Raw genomic sequence first — 19,413 nt, 5'->3', positions numbered from 1 at the left:
CCTTTTCCCCTTTTTTCTGCTATTTTTGCCCCTTCGAAAAAACATACGCACGCATGTCTATTGCCAGCAAATACGATCCGGCGTCTGCCGAGGCCAAATGGTACGCTTACTGGATGGAGCACAAGCTTTTCTCCTCCAAAATTGACCACAGCAAGGAACCTTACACCATAGTCATTCCTCCGCCAAACGTCACTGGCGTGCTCCACATGGGCCACATGCTGAACAATACCATCCAGGACGTACTTATCCGCCGTGCCCGAATGCAGGGAAAAAATGCCTGCTGGGTTCCAGGAACTGACCACGCTTCCATTGCCACCGAAACCAAGGTGGTCAACATGCTTAAAGAACAGGGAATTGACAAAAAATCCATCACCCGGGAGGAATTCCTTAAACATGCCTGGGAGTGGAAAGAAAAATACGGAGGCATCATCCTCGACCAACTGAAAAAACTCGGAGCTTCTTGCGATTGGGACCGGACGGCATTCACCATGGATCCCGGACTCAGCGATGCGGTGATCTCGGTTTTCGTGGATTTGCATAAAAAAGGCAAAATCTACCGCGGCATCCGCATGGTCAACTGGGATCCCAAAGGCCAAACTGCCCTTTCGGATGACGAGGTCATCATGAAGGAAATTGCTTCGAAACTCTACTACATCAAGTATAAAATCGAAGGGACTGAAGATCAATTCCTGACCATCGCAACCACCCGTCCGGAGACGATCATGGCCGACGTGGCCATCTGTATCAATCCTAACGATCCAAGATTTACCCACCTCAAAGGCAAAAAAGCGATCATTCCGCTGATCAACCGCCCCATCCCGATTATCGAGGATGACTACGTGGACATGGAGTTTGGAACAGGCTGCCTCAAAGTAACACCTGCCCACGACATCAATGACTACGAACTCGGGGTCAAACACAAGCTAGAGGTCATTGACATCCTCAATGACAACGGCACTTTGAATGAAAAAGCGCAAATCCTGGTCGGTGAGGATCGATTCATCGCCCGAAAGAAAATCGGAAAACTCCTTGATGAGGCCGGGCAACTAGAGAAAATCGAAGATTACAAATCCAACGTCGGACATTCCGAGCGTACCGATGCGGTGATCGAGCCCAAGCTTTCCCTGCAGTGGTTCCTCAAAATGGAAGACATTACCAAGCCGGCGTTGAGTTCAGTGATGGATGACGTGATCCAACTTCATCCGCCTAAATTCAAAAACATGTACCGGGCTTGGATGGAAAATGTGCGCGACTGGTGCATTTCCCGTCAGCTGTGGTGGGGACACCGGATTCCGGCCTTCTACCTACCCAACGGTGAATACGTGGTTGCAAAAACTGCAGAGGAAGCCTTGGCCCAGGCGAATTCCCAGTTCAACACCAATTTCACTCTTGCCGATCTGAAGCAGGATGAGGATGTGCTGGATACTTGGTTTAGCTCATGGTTGTGGCCGATATCGGTGTTTGATACGGATGTGTTCACTACCGGAAAGCCAAACGAGGAACTGAAGTACTACTACCCGACCAATGACTTGGTGACCGCTCCGGAGATTCTATTCTTCTGGGTTGCCCGAATGATCATTGCGGGCTATGAATATCTGGGTGAAAAACCCTTCAAAAACGTGTATTTGACCGGAATTGTGCGGGACAAACTGGGCCGAAAGATGTCCAAGTCCCTCGGCAATTCTCCCGATCCGCTCGAACTGATTGCACAATATGGTGCGGATGGTGTGCGAACAGGCATGTTGTTCTCCTCTCCTGCCGGAAATGATTTACCCTACGATGACAAGCTGGTGGAGCAGGGCCGAAATTTCGCCAACAAAATCTGGAATGCCTTCCGACTGGTCAAAGGTTGGGAAGTAGATCCTACCTTGGATGGCTCTGCCAATGCTGCCAGCATTGCCTGGTTTGAAAACCGCTTCAACCAAGGCTTGACGGAGATCAACGAACATTTCGAGAAGTTCCGAATCTCGGATGCCCTGATGTCAACTTACAAACTGGTGTGGGATGACTTCTGTGCCTGGTACCTGGAGATGATCAAGCCGGCTTATCAGCACCCGATCGATCAGGCGACTTACGACAAAACGATTGAGATATTCGAAGGCATTTTGAAGATCCTCCATCCGTTTATGCCTTTCATTACCGAGGAGCTTTGGCACCAAATCACCAAAAGATCCGTCGAAGAATCCCTGATTTTGGCTTCCTGGCCAGAGGCAAAAGCCTTTGATCCCAAAATCATCGAGGAAGCTGCACAGGTTTTTGAAGTGGTTTCACAGATCAGAAATCTCCGGGCTTCCAAAGGAATGTCTCCAAAAGAGGCCTTGGCTCTGACCATCAACACCAAGAATCAGGGACTTTATTCCCGATTCGAGTCCGTATTGACCAAGTTGGCCAATCTGTCTTCTTTGAACTTTGCAGACAAAGTGGACAACGCCATGAGTTTTGTGGTCAAGGCTGATGAGTGCTTTATTCCGATGGGTGACTCCATTAACATCGAAGAGGAAAAAGCCAACCTTAAGAAGGAGCTTGAATATGCCCAAGGCTTCCTGGCCTCCGTAATGAAAAAACTCAGCAACGAGCGTTTTGTGGCAGGAGCTCCTGCCCAAGTGCTTGAAATGGAGCGCAAAAAGCAGGCAGATGCCGAAGCCAAGATCAAGGCCTTGGAAGAAAGCCTGGCAAAGCTAGGGTGATCGCAGTCCTTGGCATATACAGTAAAAAATGGGATCCAGAGCCTTTCGACTCTGGATCTTTTTTATAACTCCCTAATCCTAATCTCCCGAAACATTACCCCCTGCCCTTCACTTTGCAGGCCAATATAGCCGGATTTGAGGGGAGTGCCGTCCACTTTAATTGCTGGGTTAAAACGGTTGGCTACCCCGCCACCGATTTGGGGTTTACTGTAAGTCAGGACAGTGTCTCCATTTACCAAATGGTGCACAATCGAGTCCCCATAGACGATTAGTTCTGCCTTCACCCATTCATCCCATTTGAAGGTTGGTGAGGAGGAATTGATGCAGTGGCGAGGGTCAATTTTTCCCTCAAAAACCACATCAGTTCCAGGAGAACACATATTTCCGGTTGGGCGAGCTACTCCTTCTTTCTCCTCCGCATACATCTGATATTCGACTGAAATCGGCCAATCCTGCTCTTTCAAAATCGTCTCCGGCGCCTGGGAATGGAACATAATTCCGGAATTACGGAACGTATAGCCTGGTGCTGTCTCCAGGAATTGGTCGGTAAACCGATACTCCCATTTGAGATGAAAGCTGGAAAAGGGCTTTTCGTAAAACAGGTGTCCAAACCGATTATCAAAATCCCCATAATCTTCATAATCCACGACTATCGCTCCGTCCTTGACCCGAAAGGTATTGGCATAATTGTCCCCAACTTCGTGATGGTGAATCTTGGGTGTCCAACCTGTGAGATCCTTCCCGTTGAACAAAACTTTCCATTCCGACTTGCCTGCATCAATGGAGGCAGGATTTTCCTTGGTTTTCAGAAATGAAAAAACCAGAATCAAAACTAAAAGACAGGAACTAATGAGTGCTTTCTTCATGGTTTTTTTGGGTTGATTTAAAACAACAAACCCTCCAAGAGCAGAGTCATTTGGAGGGTTTGGGAAATATTAATGGCTCCAATCGTAGGTATCGATTTGCTCCAGGCAGGCCTTGAGTAAAGCGATCGAATCGAAAATATCCTTTTTATGGGCCATTTCGATCACCTGATGCAGGTGACGCGTCGGGATGGAAATCGCTCCAGCAATCGCCCCCTGCTTGCCCATGCGCTGCACGCCGGCGGTATCTGTGCCTCCTGCGGTCAGGATTTCCGGTTGCCAGGAAATTGCCTCCTTGGTCGCAGTTTGCTTCATGAATTCCACCATTCGATAATCACAGATCGTACTGGCATCCATGATTTTGATGGCTGATCCTTTGCCGAGTTCGGTCACTTTTTCATAAGGCAAAGCACCCGGTACGTCAAATGCAATCGTAGTATCCAGCGCAATTCCAAAATCCGGATTGATCCCGTGCGCGGCTACATTGGCTCCGCGAAGCCCAACTTCTTCCTGCACGGTAAAAGTCGCATAGACATCGTAGGCGGGATTTTCGAGTTGCTTCAAGGTCTCGATCAGGATAAAGACCGCCACCCGGTTGTCGATGGATTTGCAGTTGACACAATCGCCCATCTCGATCAGTTCGCGGTCACGGGTCACCGGATCGCCAATGGTAATGTACTTTTCAACCTCAGCCTTGGTCATCCCAAGATCAATGAAGAAATCGGTGGTCTTGGGCAGCTTGGCCCGTTCCTCCACCGACATCACGTGAATCGGTTTGCTGCCCATAACTCCAACCAGGTCCTTTTTGCCATGCACAATCACTCGCTGAGCTGTGAGCGTCTTAGGATCAAACCCTCCCAAGGTGTGGAATCTTAAAAATCCCTGTTCATCGATGTGGGTGACAATAAAGCCGATTTCATCCAAATGGGCAGCCACCATAACGCGCTTTCCATCCGGGTTTCGTTTGCCCTTTTTTACTGCAATGACACTGCCCATATTGTCGGTTTTGACTTCATCTGCCAAAGGAGTCACCAGCTCGATGACCAAGTCTCTGACCCGTTTTTCAAAACCCGGTGCCCCGGCGATTTCACAGATTTGCTTTAATAAGGGTACGTTTATTTCGCTCATAGGTAGTGTTCTTCTTTTTTTCGAAAATAGCCATAAAAACAAAACCGGAAGGGATAAATTCCACTTCCGGTTCTGGAAAACCTTTTTAGCCAGTCAACTTATTGTTTCAATTTATAGGTACCATCCTCGCCTTTGATAAATCTAAAAACGGCTTTTGACCGTGGGAATTTCTTCGTCAAAACTGAATCCTGATCTTCTAATACTTGATCAAGATCCGTGGGACTTCTTGAACAAGACGAATAAGCCGTCATATTTCCATTTTCCAAATAAGCAGCTGCAATAATCCAGTCGGCCAGTGCAATTTGTTCCAAATACTCACTATCTAAGTATCCCACTCTGATTTGATCAGAGGTAGTATATGGAGGAATTAGCAAAAGCGTATCCCAAGAACCAGGATTGATTTTAGTGAAATCCACCAAAATCTCATTTTCATTGATTTGCTGATAGGTGTATTCGAATTGCTTCCTTTCCCAGAGTGAGCAGCTGGAAAGAATGGTGATGATAAAAAAAATAAAACCTACTGATTTCAATTTAGCCCTCAAGTCTGATTTGATCTGAAATAATTTTTACTCATAATAAAACAATAGTTCTTTTTGAATTGGTTAGTGATTTTGAAACGAAAAATTTATGGCCGTAAAATTTCTTAGAAAATAAGAATCTGAAAATCTAAAAAAGCAAACTACGTTACATTAAACTTTTGTTAAAAAACCTAAGCTGTTGATTTTCAAATTCAAAAAAAAGGCTGAATGAAACCATTCAGCCACTTATAGAAATCTTAAGTTTCTGGAGTTAATACGCCCTTACCGTCTTGCCTTCCATGTAATTCACAAAGGCCTTGTTGACTACCCGGGTACCGCCTGTAGTCGGATAGTCTCCGGTGAAATACCAGTCGCCTAAGTGGTCGGGAATGCACCTATGAAGGTTATCCACCGTTTGGAAGATCACCTTGACATCAGCCCGGATTTCAGCAGAAGTCACCAGTTCCGCTATTTTATCCGAAATTTCTTCATCTGTAAAGTAGCTGTACACTTCCTTGACATGGTTGTCATTCCCGTGTGGATGGGCAATGCAGGCATCGTACACTTTGTCGAGTACATTGTCCATTTTCCGCTCTTTGAGCAGGGCAATCGCAGCACGGAATGCAATGAATTCTTTCATTCGTGACATGTCAATCCCATAGCAATCCGGGTAGCGGATCTGTGGAGCGGAAGAGACGATTACGATCCGCTTGGGATTCAATTTGTCGAGGGTGGTCAGGATGCTCTTTTCCAAAGTCGTCCCTCTCACCACACTGTCGTCAATCACCACGAGTGTATCCACACCCGGGCGAATCACTTCGTAAGTTGTATCGTACACACTGGCTACCATGGAGTCCCTATCTTCGTCACTGGTGATGAAGGTCCGGAGCTTGACGTCCTTGCTGACCAATTTTTCAACCCGTGGCCTGAAGCTCAGCAACTCATCCAAATCACCCACATGGGGCTTTCCATCGAGTAGAACTTCTTTTCTCTTGGTCACCAGGTATTCATCCAGTCCCTCGATCATACCCAAGAATGCGGTTTCCGCGGTGTTGGGAATGTAAGAGAACACGGTGTTTTTCAGATCAAAATCGATAGCTTTGAGGATCTGAGGAATCAGGGCTTTGCCCAGGTTTTTTCGCTCCTGATAGATTCCCGGATCGGTGCCTCTGGAGAAATAAATCCGCTCGAAGGAACAGGATTTCTTTTCTCTGGCGGGTAAAATCTCCGACTCATCGTAGCTACCGTCTTTGTTGATCACCAAAGCATGTCCCGGTTTGATTTCCTTGATCGCCTTGAAGTCAATGTTGAAAGCAGACTTGATGGCGGGTTTCTCGGAAGCCACCACGATGACTTCATCATCCGCATAATAAAATGCAGGACGGATTCCGGAAGGATCGCGGACCACAAATGCAGACCCGTTGCCAATCATTCCTGCCATGGCATATCCCCCGTCAAAATCCCGGCAGGATCTGCGAAGGATTCGGGCCACATCGAGTTCATTTTCGATGATGTGTGTAAGCTGTTCGTTGGTGTGATTGTGCTTGTATTTGTCGAAAATGCGCTGATTCTCTTCGTCCAAAAAGTGTCCGATTTTTTCCATCACGGTGACGGTATCGGTTTTTTCCTTAGGGTGCTGTCCGAGCTGGACGAGTTTTCCAAAAAGTTCCTCGTTGTTTGTCATGTTGAAGTTGCCGGCCATGACCAGGTTTCGGCTTCTCCAGTTATTCTGCTTGAGGAAAGGGTGGCAGGTTTCGATGCTGTTTTCCCCGTGGGTTCCGTAGCGAAGGTGGCCTAGCCAAACTTCACCCGAGAATGCGATATGTTCTTTAAGCCATTCCCCGTCACTGAGGGCATCATGGCCGCCAAGTTTTTTGGCCTTTTTGTACTTCTTGTTGATCTTATCGAAGATGTCGTTGACCGCTGAAGTTTCTATCGAGCGGTACCTACTGATGTATCGGGTTCCCGGCTTGGTGTTGATCTTGATGTTTGCAACTCCGGCACCGTCTTGTCCTCGGTTGATCTGCTTTTGCATCAGGACATAGAGTCGGTTGGCTGCAAATGAGGCGGTTCCGTACTTGTCGATGTAATATTGAGTGGGTTTGCGGAGCCTGATCATGGCTATTCCGCACTCATGTTTTATAGCATCACTCATGGAGAAGGGCGAAGGTTCTTTGGAGACTTCAAAGGTAAGTGATTTCAAAAGATTTATTCCCGATAAAAAGTTCTCTTTGGAAGAATTATCTATGGCTGACCGATCATTTATGAATCAGGGCATTTGATTGGAGATTTTTCAATTTCTGAGCCTCAAGCTGGGGAGATCTTCCCCAGTTTTCCCGGTTGTATTTTTCAAAAAATAGCTTCAGAATCAAAAAAACCGCATTGGCATGGCCTATGCAACAGGATAAATCAATCGGAAAACAAATTTCCGAAATCAGAATCCGGACTCTGATAGTATTCTAAACCAAAAATTTTAACACCATGAAAAAGTCGTTTTTAATTACTGCGATTTTGGCAGCAGGAGCTGTCATCGCCACACCATCTATCGCTGGAGTAACCACTGATCCAATTGAGTTTTCAATTCAGGAAGAGAAAGTTCAGATCAAACCTGATGATCTGCCTACACCGGTTAAAACAGCCATTACTCAAGACGAATCCCTCAAAACAGCTACTGTAACGGGAGCCTGGAAAATCACCAAATCCGATGGATCAGTTCACTTCATGGTAAGCTTTGACAAAGGTCAGGGTGAGAAAATGGACCAAACTTATGACGCTGAAGGAAAAAAAATAAAGGAGTAAGTTGCTAAATCCCCTTTAATTAAAAGCGCCGGACACTTGTCTGGTGCTTTTTTTGTAACCCATTGTAAAAACTCCCCAAGCATGGCCCGCATCGTATTAGTAGAGGATGATTTGACCTTTTCCCGAATCGTAAAAACCTTCTTGGAAAAAAACGGATTCACGGTTCAAACCTCAACCAAAGTAAAAGAAGCGCAAACGATTCTAGGCAACGAGAAATTTGACCTTCTGATCGCTGATTTTAGGCTTCCGGATGGTACAGGCATGGAACTCCTTCAATGGGCAAAAGGGAAATTCCCCCAGTTACAGGTAATCCTGATCACCAATTATTCCGACATCCGGATCGCCATCAAAGCGATGAAGCTGGGAGCATTCGAATACATCACCAAACCCATCAACCCAGACGAATTATTGGCGACCGTTCGGGAGTCCTTAGCCCAAAAGGTTCAAGTCCAACCGTCCCCAAGTGACCAATCCTCTGAAAAAATCGAGTACATCAAGTCAACTTCCCCATCACCTTATGTAATCGGAGATTCCCTGGAAGCCCAAAAACTTGAAAAGCACATCCAATTAGTGGCTCCAACCGATCTAAGCGTGCTGGTACTGGGTGAAACGGGCACCGGCAAAGAATTGATTTCAAAGCGAATCCATGAACTTTCAGGGAGAAAAAACGGGCCTTTTATTGCCATAGACTGCGGTGCTCTCCCAAAAGAATTGGCCGGATCTGAGCTTTTTGGCCACGTAAAAGGAGCTTTTACCGGAGCCTTGGATAATAAAACGGGGCATTTTGAATCTGCCAGCGGAGGCACCATCTTTTTGGATGAGGTGGGAAACTTGAGTTATGATGTTCAAATCCAGCTGTTAAGAGCAATTCAGGAACGGAAAATCCGAAAAATAGGAGGCAATAAAGAAATCGAAATCGACGTCCGGATCATCGCCGCCACGAATGAAAACCTGCTCTCCCAGGCAGGCGATGGGATTTTTCGGGAAGATCTGTATCACCGGCTCAATGAATTTACCCTTCATGCCACCCCCTTGAGAAACCGGAAAGCCGATCTGGAACAATTCGTAAAGGGCTTTTTGGCGGAAAGCAATCAAAGGCTTTCCAAGTCCGTCCAAGGCCTCCAGACCGATGTTTGGGAGGTTTTTTACCATTACGATTGGCCAGGAAATCTCCGTGAACTCCGAAACATCATCAAAAGAGCTGTTTTGCTGAGTCAGGGAAATCTGATCGAAACAGATGCTCTACCTGCGGAGCTGGTCAATTTTCAATCCCATGAAAGCCCATTTCAGGTACCTGCAGACTATCACTCTCCCCTTCCGGCCCGCGGAAATTCATTTTCTGCTGGAGATTACAAATCTCAATTTCAGGAACAGGAAAAAGAACTTATCCAAAAAGTCCTGCAGGACACCCGGTTCAATAAATCCAAGACTGCCAAAATCCTGAAAATGGATCGTAAAACACTGTACAGTAAAATGGAAAAATACGGACTGGAGTAAAATCAGACTGACTGGCCTAATCTTTCAGACAAAGCATTCAATGTTTCTCTGGCCTTTTCGTCGAGGATTTTCAGCGTTTCTTGAATCCCGGTTTTGGAATTGATTTTCAAATTTCTTTCCACCTTTCTGGCCAAAGGCCCTGCGGGACTTTTGATTTGCCCCAATCGGCTGCCCAATTGATGGCAAATCTCAAAAACCATTTCCCACCGGTTGTTCAGCCTGGCTTTCTTTAATTTTTGAAGGTCAGACTCTGTATCCCGGATCAAGTCCCGGAGAATCTCCTGAAGTAACTCCTCATCTCCCATGCAAAACTTTTCCAAATCGTTAAGTTGATAGGGAAGCGAAAAGTCATCTTCACCGCGGGCTTCTCTGCTTTTCGTCACCCTGATCCGATCCGGGAAGAATTTACCAAGCCTCGCTGCCAGAGAATTTTCCTGAAAGGGTTTCAAAATAAAATCTGCGAATCCAAAGGTCAGAAGCTTTTCTCTTTCCTCGATAAAAACATTCGCCGTCATTGCCAGCACAGGTAACTCTTTAAACTGAGGAATGAATTTGAGTTTTTGAACCACATCGAAACCGGAAAACTCAGGCATCTGAATATCTATCAGTGCCAAATCAAACTCTGCCGGTACAAACTCATCCCTGAAAGCCACTCCTCCAGGATACGAGACAACTTGGGCCCCGAAGTAATTCAGCACCGTCTCGAGGTACCTCAACCCTGCCCGGTCATCGTCCACCAACAGCAGAGTTAGCCCTGTCAAATCAATCGTTTGATCAGCTTCATCCGATTTTGTCCACTCTGGAATTTCGGTGGCTTCCACTGGAATCTTGATGCGCATCACCGTTCCCTTACCAAGCTCACTTTCGGCTTCCAATTTTCCCTTCATGAGATTGACCATTCGTTGAACTATCGCCAGGCCAAGTCCCGTTCCCCCAAATTTTCTCGAAATCGAGGTATCTGCCTGATCAAATTCCTGAAAAACCTTTTCCAATTCCTGAGGTCTCATTCCGATTCCGGAGTCCTTAACTTCCACGGTCAGGTGCCCTGAAACCCAGCGAACCCGCACCTCAATTCCACCTTCCTTGGTGAATTTGAAAGCATTGCTAAGCAGATTGTTCAGGACTTGCTTGAGTCTCAGCTCGTCCCCGATCAGCCATAACCCATCCGGTAATTCCAAAACCCAGTCAAATCTGAGTTTCTTCTCTGAAGCACTCAGTTCAAACAGATTTTGAATCGAGCCAAACAGCGCAATCGGGTCAAAGGGATGCTTTTCCAGTTTGAGTTTGCCGGCTTCCAGTTTTGAAAAATCAAGAATGTCATCCACAATTTCCACCAAAGTATCCGATGCAAATCCGATCATTTGGAGGTGCGATTGCTGATCCGGATTGAGCTCGGTTTTTTCCAACACGGTCCGATATCCCTGAATCACATGGAGAGGATTTCGAATCTCGTGGCTCATATTGGCCAAAAACTCCTGCTTGGAGCGGGCCAATTCTTCGGATTTTTGACGGGAAACTTCCAGATCTTCCTGGTAACGCTGATTGATGCGGATTTCGCGAAGGATCGAAAAAATTAACACAAGTGTACCCAAAACTGCCAGCACAATCACAATAATCAGGAAAAAGGTGACGTCAAAAACCAACCCAGAAGCTTGTTGACTTTGTTCGTTGGAAACTTTGATTGCCTGACTTTGCAGATTTCCGACGAGGGTTTGAATTGTCGTACTCAGTGCCGCCTGTTTTTGGAAGAGATCGGTTTCGATTCTGGCAAGTTCCTGTCGCTGGGCTGTTTCTTCCCTGTAAATCCTACCCATGATTTTTCCCAAAGAATACAGGACACTGTCGGGACTTTGTGCACGGACCGGTTGGTTTCCCGAAGAATTTTGCTTTTGGAATTCAAGGAGGTATTTGAATATGCGATCCTCATCGGGATTTACAATTCCCGATTGGCGCTCAAGGTTAGCCTGTGTCTGTTTCTGAAGTTCATTGGTGAGAAAACTTTTGGGATTTAGCTCCCGCAAGGGTTCAAGTTCGAGTGCAGCCGCTCTTCGCTGAATGCCGATTTCAAGTCTTCGAAGTGCTTCCTGAGAAAAATTTCTAATCTCCAGGTTTTTTTTGACTTCATACAGATCCACATATCCATTGATGAGGAGAGCGAGGTTTTTTCGAATGGTTTGAATAGTTCCTCTCTCCAATGAATCAGTTGACAGGGTGTCTAATTGATTCAGTTTGCTTTCCAAGTCAAGAATTGTGGAATCTTTGATCCGCACATCTCCCAGAAGACTTTCAGTTCTGGTAATTCGAAAAATCTCCGTCTGAAGCGAATTGAGTAAATCTAGTTTTTGGTTGGGTTGAGCGAGCTGCTCAACCGAGGCTACCAGTCGATTGAGTGTAATATAAGTAAGCCCAGCCACCGCGATCAAAAAAAACGTGGCTGCAAAAAAACCTAGGACGACCTTTCGGCCTGTGTATGATATTGATTTTAAGGGCTTCATCAAGTCAGGATGAGCCCATTAATAACCAATATCTATTCCAAGCTTATCAGAACTTCAATAAAATGTACCCTTGTGGGACATAGGTAGTGATGGTAGTGAGGGCAGAATGTGCAACTCTTACACCTGGCCAAAGGTCTGAGGTCTTCAGGTTACGGGCGATCAAAGACTGACCACAAACCATAACATCAGCCCCTGCTGCCTTTAATGCTTCGAAAACCTTGAGGTTTGGATTCTCCACTTCGAATCGCTTTTTGTAATTCTCATCATTGAGCAAGGCAAAAATACCTCCACCATGGAGGATCACTTTTACTTTCAATCTATCCTTGGTCACACCGGCTAATCCATGAAGATTCATCATTCTGGCGACATTGTCCACAAATCGGGAAATCTGCTTGTTGTCCTCGGAAGGGGATGTCAAATCCACCAGGATCTTGTATTCCAGAGTGCCATCTGGACGTTCAGTCGCGTCGGGAATTTCATAAATCCCACCAAAACCTTTGACAATCGGGAACTGAGGCGTCTGTGCCTGAACTTGAAATGCAAGTGAGAAAAAAAGAACAAAAAGCGCAGTGCTGAGAAGATTTTTCATAGAAGGGGTATTTATCAGAAAAGTAAGGAAAATTCCACCTTCAAAAAGTCCATTAATCAAAAAAGCCTAACCGATTTCTCGATTAGGCTTTGTGCGCATGAGAAGATTCGAACTTCCACACCCGAACGGGCACCACCCCCTCAAAGTGGCGTGTCTACCAGTTTCACCACATGCGCGTTTAGGGTCTGCAAAAGTAGAAATCCAAGCCAATCGAAGCAAACCTGATTAGGGATTTCTTTACTTTTTTTCAGTTTTATCCAAAAACCTTCTTTTCGGCGGATTGAAGCGTATTGTAAAGCAGAGCGGCAATGGTCATGGGTCCAACTCCACCCGGCACAGGGGTAATCGCAGAAGCCAAAGGTGCCACTTCGTCAAACTTAACATCACCGATTAATCTGAATCCGGACTTTTTGCTTGGATCCTCGATTCGGTGAATTCCCACATCAATCACAACGGCACCGGGTTTCACCATGTCGGCAGTAACAAATTCCGGCTTTCCGATCGCCACGATCAGAATATCAGCGGTACGGCAGATTTCTGCCAGGTTTTGTGTTTTGGAGTGGGTCAAAGTCACAGTAGCATTTCCGGGATATCCGTTTCTTGCCATCAAAATACTCATCGGACTACCTACGATATGACTTCGGCCAATGACTACACAATGTTTTCCTGAAGTTTCAATTTGGTATCGCTTGAGCAACTCGACAATTCCATAAGGAGTGGCTGCGACATAAGCCGGCCAATTGAGTGTCATTCGTCCTACATTGGCTGGGGTGAATCCATCCACATCTTTTTCAGGCTTAATCTTGTTGGTGACTTTGTCCACGGAGATGTGCTTGGGAAGCGGAAGCTGAACGATCAGTCCGTCGATATCCGGATTTTCATTGATGTCTTCCACTACTTTGAGGAGTTCCTCCTCAGAAACCGACGAATCAAGACGAACCAGTGTCGATTGGAAACCCACCTCTTCGCATGCCTTCACCTTTGCTCCGACGTATGTCTGACTCGCTCCATCATTTCCCACCAAGACCGCAGCCAGATGAGGAGTTTTTCCTCCTTCGGCTTTGATTTCTGCTACCCGGGCAGCGATTTCATTTTTAATATCTTGGGAGGTTTTTTTACCGTCTATTAGAATCATTCTGATTTTTTTTCTCTTTATGTCAAAATTAAGAAGTACGAGATACGAAATACGGCCCCACACCTATTCAATTCATCATCTATATTTTGATCGTGCTGTTTTCAAACTTGCGACAAAAATCGAAATCAATTCGTTGATCTCTTTATTGAGTCTGACAAAATCATCATCAAGGGATGAATCTTGATTAAATTTTTGAAGAAGTTCTAAAAAGAACTCGTTTTCATCTGCCTCTTCCTCTACAATTTTTAATTTGTTTATAAAATCAGCATTTGATTTAGCTCTCATGGCTGCCCTATAATTGGCAGCAATTGAACTTGAACATCTTAACAACTGATTCACGTAATTATTAAACTCACGAGAGTGAGGGATTTTAGAACAAAGAAGCCAAACATCAATAGCGAATTTTTTGGTTCGGTCTTTTAATGCTTGGCTCATTTTAAAATTTCAGTTATGAAGTTCTTTAGATCCCGTACTTCGTACTTCGTATTTCTAATCTAGTTTAAGAACCGCCATAAACGCCTCCTGAGGGATCTCCACGTTACCGACTTGTCTCATTCGCTTCTTGCCTTTTTTCTGCTTTTCGAGGAGTTTTCGCTTTCGGGAAATATCACCACCATAGCACTTCGCCAATACGTTTTTACGGAGCGCTTTCACCGTTTCTCTGGCGATGATTTTTTGACCGATGGCCGCCTGAATCGCAATTTCAAACATCTGACGCGGCACCAATTCCTTCAGCTTTTCGCAAAGACGCTTGCCCCAGTCGTAGGCCTTGTCCCGGTGAACAATAGCTGAGAGCGCATCCACTGGTTCGCCGTTGAGCATAATATCCAAACGGACCATGTGAGAAGGCTGGAATCCTTTCATCTCGTAATCGAGGGAGGCATAGCCTCTGGAAATTGTCTTCAGACGATCAAAGAAATCAAAAACGATCTCTGCCAAAGGCATGTCAAAATGCAGCTCCACCCGATCGGAAGTCAGGTAAACCTGGTTTTTAATCTGGCCTCTCTTGTCCATACACAACTGGATTACCGGACCAACATACTCTGCAGCTGTGATAATGGAAGCCTTCACAAAAGGCTCCTCAATGTGCTTGTATCGTGTCGGATCAGGCATGTCGGATGGCGCATTGATCACCTGATATTCATCATTGGTCATCAGGGCGCGGAACTGCACCGAAGGCACTGTCGTGATCACGGTCATGTCAAATTCCCGCTCCAGACGCTCCTGCACAATCTCCATGTGGAGCATGCCGAGGAAACCGCAACGGAATCCAAAGCCCAACGCGGCAGAAGTCTCAGGTTCCCATACTAAGGAAGCATCATTGAGCTGAAGCTTTTCCATGGAGGCCCGAAGCTCTTCGAACTCGGTGGTATCCACCGGATAAATCCCCGCAAAAACCATCGGTTTGACATTTTCAAATCCTTTAATGGCTTCCGAACATGGGTTTTTGACATGGGTAATGGTATCACCGACGGCCACTTCTTTGGCAACTTTGATCCCGGAAATGAGGTAACCCACATTCCCTGCACTCATGGTTTGCTGAGGAATCTGATTGATTCCCAAAATGCCGATTTCATCCGCAAAGTATTCTCTGCCGGTATTGACAAATTTGATTTTGTCACCCTTGTTGATCGTCCCGTTGAAGATTCGGAAGATTACTTCCACACCACGAAAGGAGTTGAACTGGGAGTCAAAAATCATGGCCTGAAGGGGTGCGGATGGATCACCTTTTGGAGGTGGAACCCGCTCGATCACTGCGGCAAGGATGTCGGTAATTCCGATTCCTTCCTTACCTGAAGCCAATACGATATCCTCCCGCTTACAACCCAACAGGTCTATCACCTCGTCGGCAACTACCTCAGGATCTGCTCCGGGAAGGTCAATTTTATTCAATACTGGAATGATTTCCAGATCATGCCCCATGGCGAGGTACAGGTTGGAAATGGTCTGAGCCTCCACGCCCTGAGAAGCATCCACGATCAAAAGGGCGCCTTCACAGGCAGCAATCGAGCGGGAAACCTCATAGGAAAAATCCACGTGGCCCGGAGTATCAATCAGGTTGAGGGTGTATTCTTCGCCTTTGTAGGTGTACTTCATCTGGATCGCGTGAGACTTGATCGTGATGCCACGCTCCCGCTCCAGATCCATATCGTCCAACAACTGGTTTTGCATTTCCCGGTCCGAAACCGTGTTGGTAGTCTGCAATAACCTATCCGCCAATGTACTCTTCCCATGGTCGATATGGGCGATGATACAGAAATTTCTAATGTTTTTCATAGCTATTCGTGCCGCAAAAGTAGGAAAAAAGAAGCTTTGATCGACAGGCAATTTGAAATACACTTAGCAACCGGAATTTGATCCAATGCTAGGCGTAATTCAAAGATCTTCACCGCTATCTTTTTTCAATTCCTACCTTTGCTTTTCAAATAACCCGATTCCATGAAATCTGTTGCCGAAAAGAAAAAATCACAAAACATCGGAGAATACCTGATCTACATGTACCAAATGGAGGATCTGATTCGGTCCTATCAGGGAAATATGGAGGAAATCAGGCAATATGTGATTGCCCATTATCCGGTTTCGGATGAAGAAAAAGCAGAAATCACCCGCTGGTTTGAAGAGCTTCTGGACAAGATGACCGAACAGGAAATCCTGGAAAAAGGGCACCTCAAGGAACTCCGGGATTTGGTGGATAATTTGGCCAATCTGCATTGGGGCCTTTTGAAGAGCGACAGGACTTACTTCGAAACCTACACCAAAGCCAAGCCTTTTATCCTGGAAGCAATCCTCGCAGTCAACGGAGAAAATCCCGGAAATGAAATCCAGATCTGCATTAACGGCGTCTATGGCCTATTGCTTTGCCGACTGCTGGGCAAAAAAGTCGAAGATGCTCAGATCAAAGCCGCGGAGGCTTTCGGGGAGGTGCTGAGCCTTCTGAATTTCAACTTTCAGCAGCGGATTTTTTTGTCGCCCAATTAAGGCAGTCGGTTCTTGATTATGAACTGTAAAAAAATCCTATCTCGAACTTTCTTCCCCATTTTCCTCGCTTTTTCATTGTATTTTAAGGCATCTTAAATGCCTAATCCATGCCTTTTTATCAGGATTCCATCTCTTCCCTTTTTCAGCAATTCGATTCCGGAATCCCTGGCATAAGCAATTCCGAAGCTGAAAAGCGCATCCGAGAGTTTGGACCCAATGCCCTGCAGGAGAAAAAGAAAAAACCAGCCTGGATTCTCTTTCTGGCCCAGTTTAAGGATTTTATGATCCTGATTTTAGCCGCTGCGGCGATCATATCAGGAATAGTGGGCGACCTGACAGACACCCTTATCATTTTAGTCATTATTGTACTCAACGCCGTTTTGGGCTTTGTGCAGGAATACCGGGCCGAAAAAGCCATGGAATCCCTGAAAAAACTGACTGAAACCCATACCAAAGTCATTCGGGATGGGCAAACCCTTACAGTACAATCCAAGGCTCTCGTTCCCGGCGATGTAGTCCTGTTGGAAGCTGGAAATATGGTCCCTGCGGACATTCGCCTGATTGATACTTTTTCACTGAAAATCGATGAATCCTCCCTTACCGGAGAATCTGTTCCGGTCGACAAGATATCCGAACCGATTTTGAAGGAAAACCTTTCACCTGGTGATCAACTGAACATGGCTTTCAAAGGAACTCTGGTTACCAATGGCCGGGCAACAGGTCTGGTCTTAGCTACCGGGATGAAAACCGAGATCGGAAAAATCGCCAACCTGCTTCAGGAAGCAACTCCCGTAACCCCCTTGCAGCAACGGATGCAGCGATTTGGAAAAGTGATTTCCTATCTGGTTTTGGGCATTTGTGGATTGCTGTTTTTGGCAGGATTGGCCCGGGGTGAGGATATTTTTCAGGTTTTGCTGCTTTCAGTCAGCTTGGCTGTTGCCGCCATTCCTGAGGCATTACCAGCTCTGATTACCATTGCACTTTCCCTTGGTGCGGGGAGATTAGCCAAAAAGAAGGCCTTGATCCGCAAGCTCCCTGCGGTGGAAAGCCTGGGCTCGGTCACCTATATCTGCACGGATAAAACCGGTACGCTGACCCAAAACAAAATGACCGTGGTCAGTTTGGATTCGGATTTCCTGAACAGCTTTTCATCCGAATTCTCCAACCTTCAGCTTGGCTTGGGACTATGTCATGATGTGCATTTGGATAAAAAGGGAAAGCCTGAAGGAGAAGCCACCGAACTGGCTTTGGTGGAGCGACTTCTGAAGGAACTTTCGGTAGAAAAGTATTCTCAATTGGCTAAAAAATTCCCGAGAATCGGCGAAATCCCGTTTGATTCCACCCGAAAGCGGATGAGTACACTTCACCAATTCGGGGACCAGGTTCTGGTGCTTTGCAAAGGAGCCTCTGAATCCATTTCAGGGATTTTGAAGGTTAAAACAATTGCGGAGGAGGTTTCGCTGTCTTCCGAAAAATGGGGAGAAAAAGGAGAGCGGGTTTTGGCTTTCGCTGGAAAATTAATCCCCAAACTTCCAGCTGAATCCGAATGGGCCAGCCTGGAAGCCGAGCTGGAATACTTCGGAAAAGTCGGCATGATCGACCCGCCACGGGAAACTGTGAAAACCTCCATTCAAGAATGTAAAACTGCTGGAATCAAACCTGTGATGATCACCGGGGATCATCACGCTACCGCCAAAGCCATCGCAGAAGAAGTGGGAATCTGGAAACCAGGTGATCTGGTGCTGACCGGAGCCGAACTTGCCGATCTGAATGACGAAGATTTTGCCAAGCAGGTCGAAAAAGTCAGCGTCTATGCCCGTGTGGCACCGGATCAAAAACTGCGAATCGTACAGACCCTTCAACTCAAAGGACACTACGTGGCTATGACTGGCGACGGAGTCAATGATGCTCCTTCGCTCAAAGCTGCCAACATCGGAGTGGCGATGGGGATAGCTGGCACGGATGTGAGCAAAGAGGCTGCTCATTTGATTTTGTTGGATGACAACTTTTCGACGATTGTGAGGGCGGTCAAAGAAGGTCGAAGGATCTTTGACAATATCCGAAAGTTTATCAAGTACATCATGACCTGCAACGGGGCCGAGATCTGGACAATCGGTTTGGCTCCTTTCTTAGGTTTTCCAAACCCCCTGTTGCCCATTCATATCCTGTGGATCAATTTGGTGACAGACGGACTTCCAGCCTTGGCCTTGGCTGGGGAAAGACCTGAAAAAGACCTGATGGACCGTCCTCCACGTCCTCCAAAACAGAGTCTTTTCGCCGAAGGGGTGGGCTATCACATCATTTGGGTAGGCATGTTGATGGCAGGAGTGACACTTTTTACCCAATATTGGGCGATCCGACAGGGCTGGCACTGGCAGACGATGGTATTTTCGGTGTTGGCATTTTCCCAGCTCGGCCACGTGATGGCAGTGAGAAGTGACCGTACATTTCTTTTCCGGCAGGGATTGTTGAGCAATAAGCCCCTATTGATCTCTGTGGGATTGACGATGCTTCTTCAGCTTGGAGTGATCTATTTGCCAATGTTCAATAATATTTTTAAAACCCAGCCACTTGATCTGATGGAGTTGCTGTTCTGCATAGGGATGGCCCTGATTGTCTTCCATGCGGTGGAAATGGAAAAACTTGTGAGGAGGATTATAAAAAAATAGCTCACAGATTCCACAGATTTCCACAGATGATCAATTGAGTCAACTATTTATTTA

Annotated in this window: 14 protein-coding genes and 1 tRNA gene; 5 read left to right on the top strand and 10 right to left on the bottom strand. The window is 46.2% G+C overall.

Translation table 11 applies throughout. From position 1 onward, the window contains the following. Positions 1-53: 53 nt before the first annotated feature. Positions 54-2,687, top strand: coding sequence for a valine--tRNA ligase (locus D0X99_RS18670; RefSeq protein ID WP_119479388.1), 2,634 nt, complete (start codon positions 54-56; stop codon positions 2,685-2,687). Positions 2,688-2,749: 62 nt separating this feature from the next. On the opposite strand, the gene D0X99_RS18665 is transcribed toward D0X99_RS18670, so the two are convergent. The 4 genes from D0X99_RS18665 to D0X99_RS18650 all read right to left on the bottom strand — a co-directional run bounded on the left by D0X99_RS18665 (position 2,750) and on the right by D0X99_RS18650 (position 7,351). Continuing rightward, positions 2,750-3,553, bottom strand: a complete 804-nt coding sequence (locus D0X99_RS18665; RefSeq protein ID WP_119479387.1) for a 3-keto-disaccharide hydrolase — start codon at positions 3,551-3,553, stop codon at positions 2,750-2,752. 69 nt (positions 3,554-3,622) lie between these two features. Continuing rightward, a complete protein-coding gene (locus D0X99_RS18660; RefSeq protein ID WP_119479386.1) occupies positions 3,623-4,678 on the bottom strand; it encodes a M42 family metallopeptidase in 1,056 nt (351 codons plus the stop codon). Between the two features lie 98 nt (positions 4,679-4,776). Continuing rightward, positions 4,777-5,220 carry a hypothetical protein gene (locus tag D0X99_RS18655; RefSeq protein WP_158587735.1) on the bottom strand — a complete coding sequence of 148 codons (444 nt, stop codon included), beginning with the start codon at positions 5,218-5,220 and terminating at the stop codon, positions 4,777-4,779. A 247-nt stretch (positions 5,221-5,467) separates the two neighbouring features. Beyond that, positions 5,468-7,351 (bottom strand): amidophosphoribosyltransferase, encoded by a 1,884-nt coding sequence (locus D0X99_RS18650; protein ID WP_119479384.1) that lies wholly within the window; start codon positions 7,349-7,351, stop codon positions 5,468-5,470. 326 nt (positions 7,352-7,677) lie between these two features. On the opposite strand from D0X99_RS18650, the gene D0X99_RS18645 reads away from it, so the two are divergent. Together D0X99_RS18645 and D0X99_RS18640 are read left to right on the top strand one after the other, a co-directional pair. After that, positions 7,678-7,995, top strand: coding sequence for a hypothetical protein (locus D0X99_RS18645; protein WP_119479383.1), 318 nt, complete (start codon positions 7,678-7,680; stop codon positions 7,993-7,995). An 81-nt stretch (positions 7,996-8,076) separates the two neighbouring features. Then, positions 8,077-9,492, top strand: a complete 1,416-nt coding sequence (locus D0X99_RS18640) for a sigma-54-dependent transcriptional regulator (protein ID WP_119479382.1) — start codon at positions 8,077-8,079, stop codon at positions 9,490-9,492. Between the two features lie 2 nt (positions 9,493-9,494). Here the strand turns inward: D0X99_RS18640 and D0X99_RS18635 are convergent, their stop codons facing one another. The 6 genes from D0X99_RS18635 to lepA form a co-directional block, all read right to left on the bottom strand. Then, positions 9,495-11,987, bottom strand: a complete 2,493-nt coding sequence (locus D0X99_RS18635) for an ATP-binding protein (protein ID WP_119479381.1) — start codon at positions 11,985-11,987, stop codon at positions 9,495-9,497. A 46-nt stretch (positions 11,988-12,033) separates the two neighbouring features. Further along, entirely contained in the window at positions 12,034-12,576 is a 543-nt protein-coding gene (locus D0X99_RS18630; RefSeq protein WP_119479380.1) for a DsrE family protein, read from the bottom strand. Positions 12,577-12,668: 92 nt separating this feature from the next. Beyond that, positions 12,669-12,752, bottom strand: a tRNA-Leu gene (locus D0X99_RS18625). Between the two features lie 77 nt (positions 12,753-12,829). Beyond that, complete coding sequence (gene folD, locus D0X99_RS18620) at positions 12,830-13,711, bottom strand: bifunctional methylenetetrahydrofolate dehydrogenase/methenyltetrahydrofolate cyclohydrolase FolD (RefSeq protein ID WP_119479379.1); 882 nt, start codon at positions 13,709-13,711, stop codon at positions 12,830-12,832. Positions 13,712-13,786: 75 nt separating this feature from the next. Continuing rightward, the gene (locus D0X99_RS18615) at positions 13,787-14,146 is read right to left on the bottom strand and encodes a four helix bundle protein (RefSeq protein WP_119479378.1); all 360 of its coding nucleotides are present in this window, start codon (positions 14,144-14,146) and stop codon (positions 13,787-13,789) included. A 54-nt stretch (positions 14,147-14,200) separates the two neighbouring features. After that, positions 14,201-15,988, bottom strand: coding sequence for a translation elongation factor 4 (lepA, locus tag D0X99_RS18610; protein WP_199708155.1), 1,788 nt, complete (start codon positions 15,986-15,988; stop codon positions 14,201-14,203). A 162-nt stretch (positions 15,989-16,150) separates the two neighbouring features. On the opposite strand from lepA, the gene D0X99_RS18605 reads away from it, so the two are divergent. Both D0X99_RS18605 and D0X99_RS18600 read left to right on the top strand, forming a co-directional pair. Continuing rightward, positions 16,151-16,690: a DUF4924 family protein gene (locus D0X99_RS18605; RefSeq protein ID WP_119479377.1), complete on the top strand. Its 540-nt coding sequence runs from the start codon at positions 16,151-16,153 to the stop codon at positions 16,688-16,690. A 107-nt stretch (positions 16,691-16,797) separates the two neighbouring features. Beyond that, positions 16,798-19,359, top strand: a complete 2,562-nt coding sequence (locus D0X99_RS18600; RefSeq protein ID WP_119479376.1) for a cation-translocating P-type ATPase — start codon at positions 16,798-16,800, stop codon at positions 19,357-19,359. Positions 19,360-19,413: the final 54 nt, after the last annotated feature.

Origin of the sequence: Algoriphagus lacus (assembly GCF_003583985.1) — a bacterium.
Lineage (GTDB): Bacteria > Bacteroidota > Bacteroidia > Cytophagales > Cyclobacteriaceae > Algoriphagus > Algoriphagus lacus.
The sequence above is the reverse complement of the archived record's forward strand: the minus strand, read 5'-3'. Positions and strand labels throughout refer to the sequence as shown.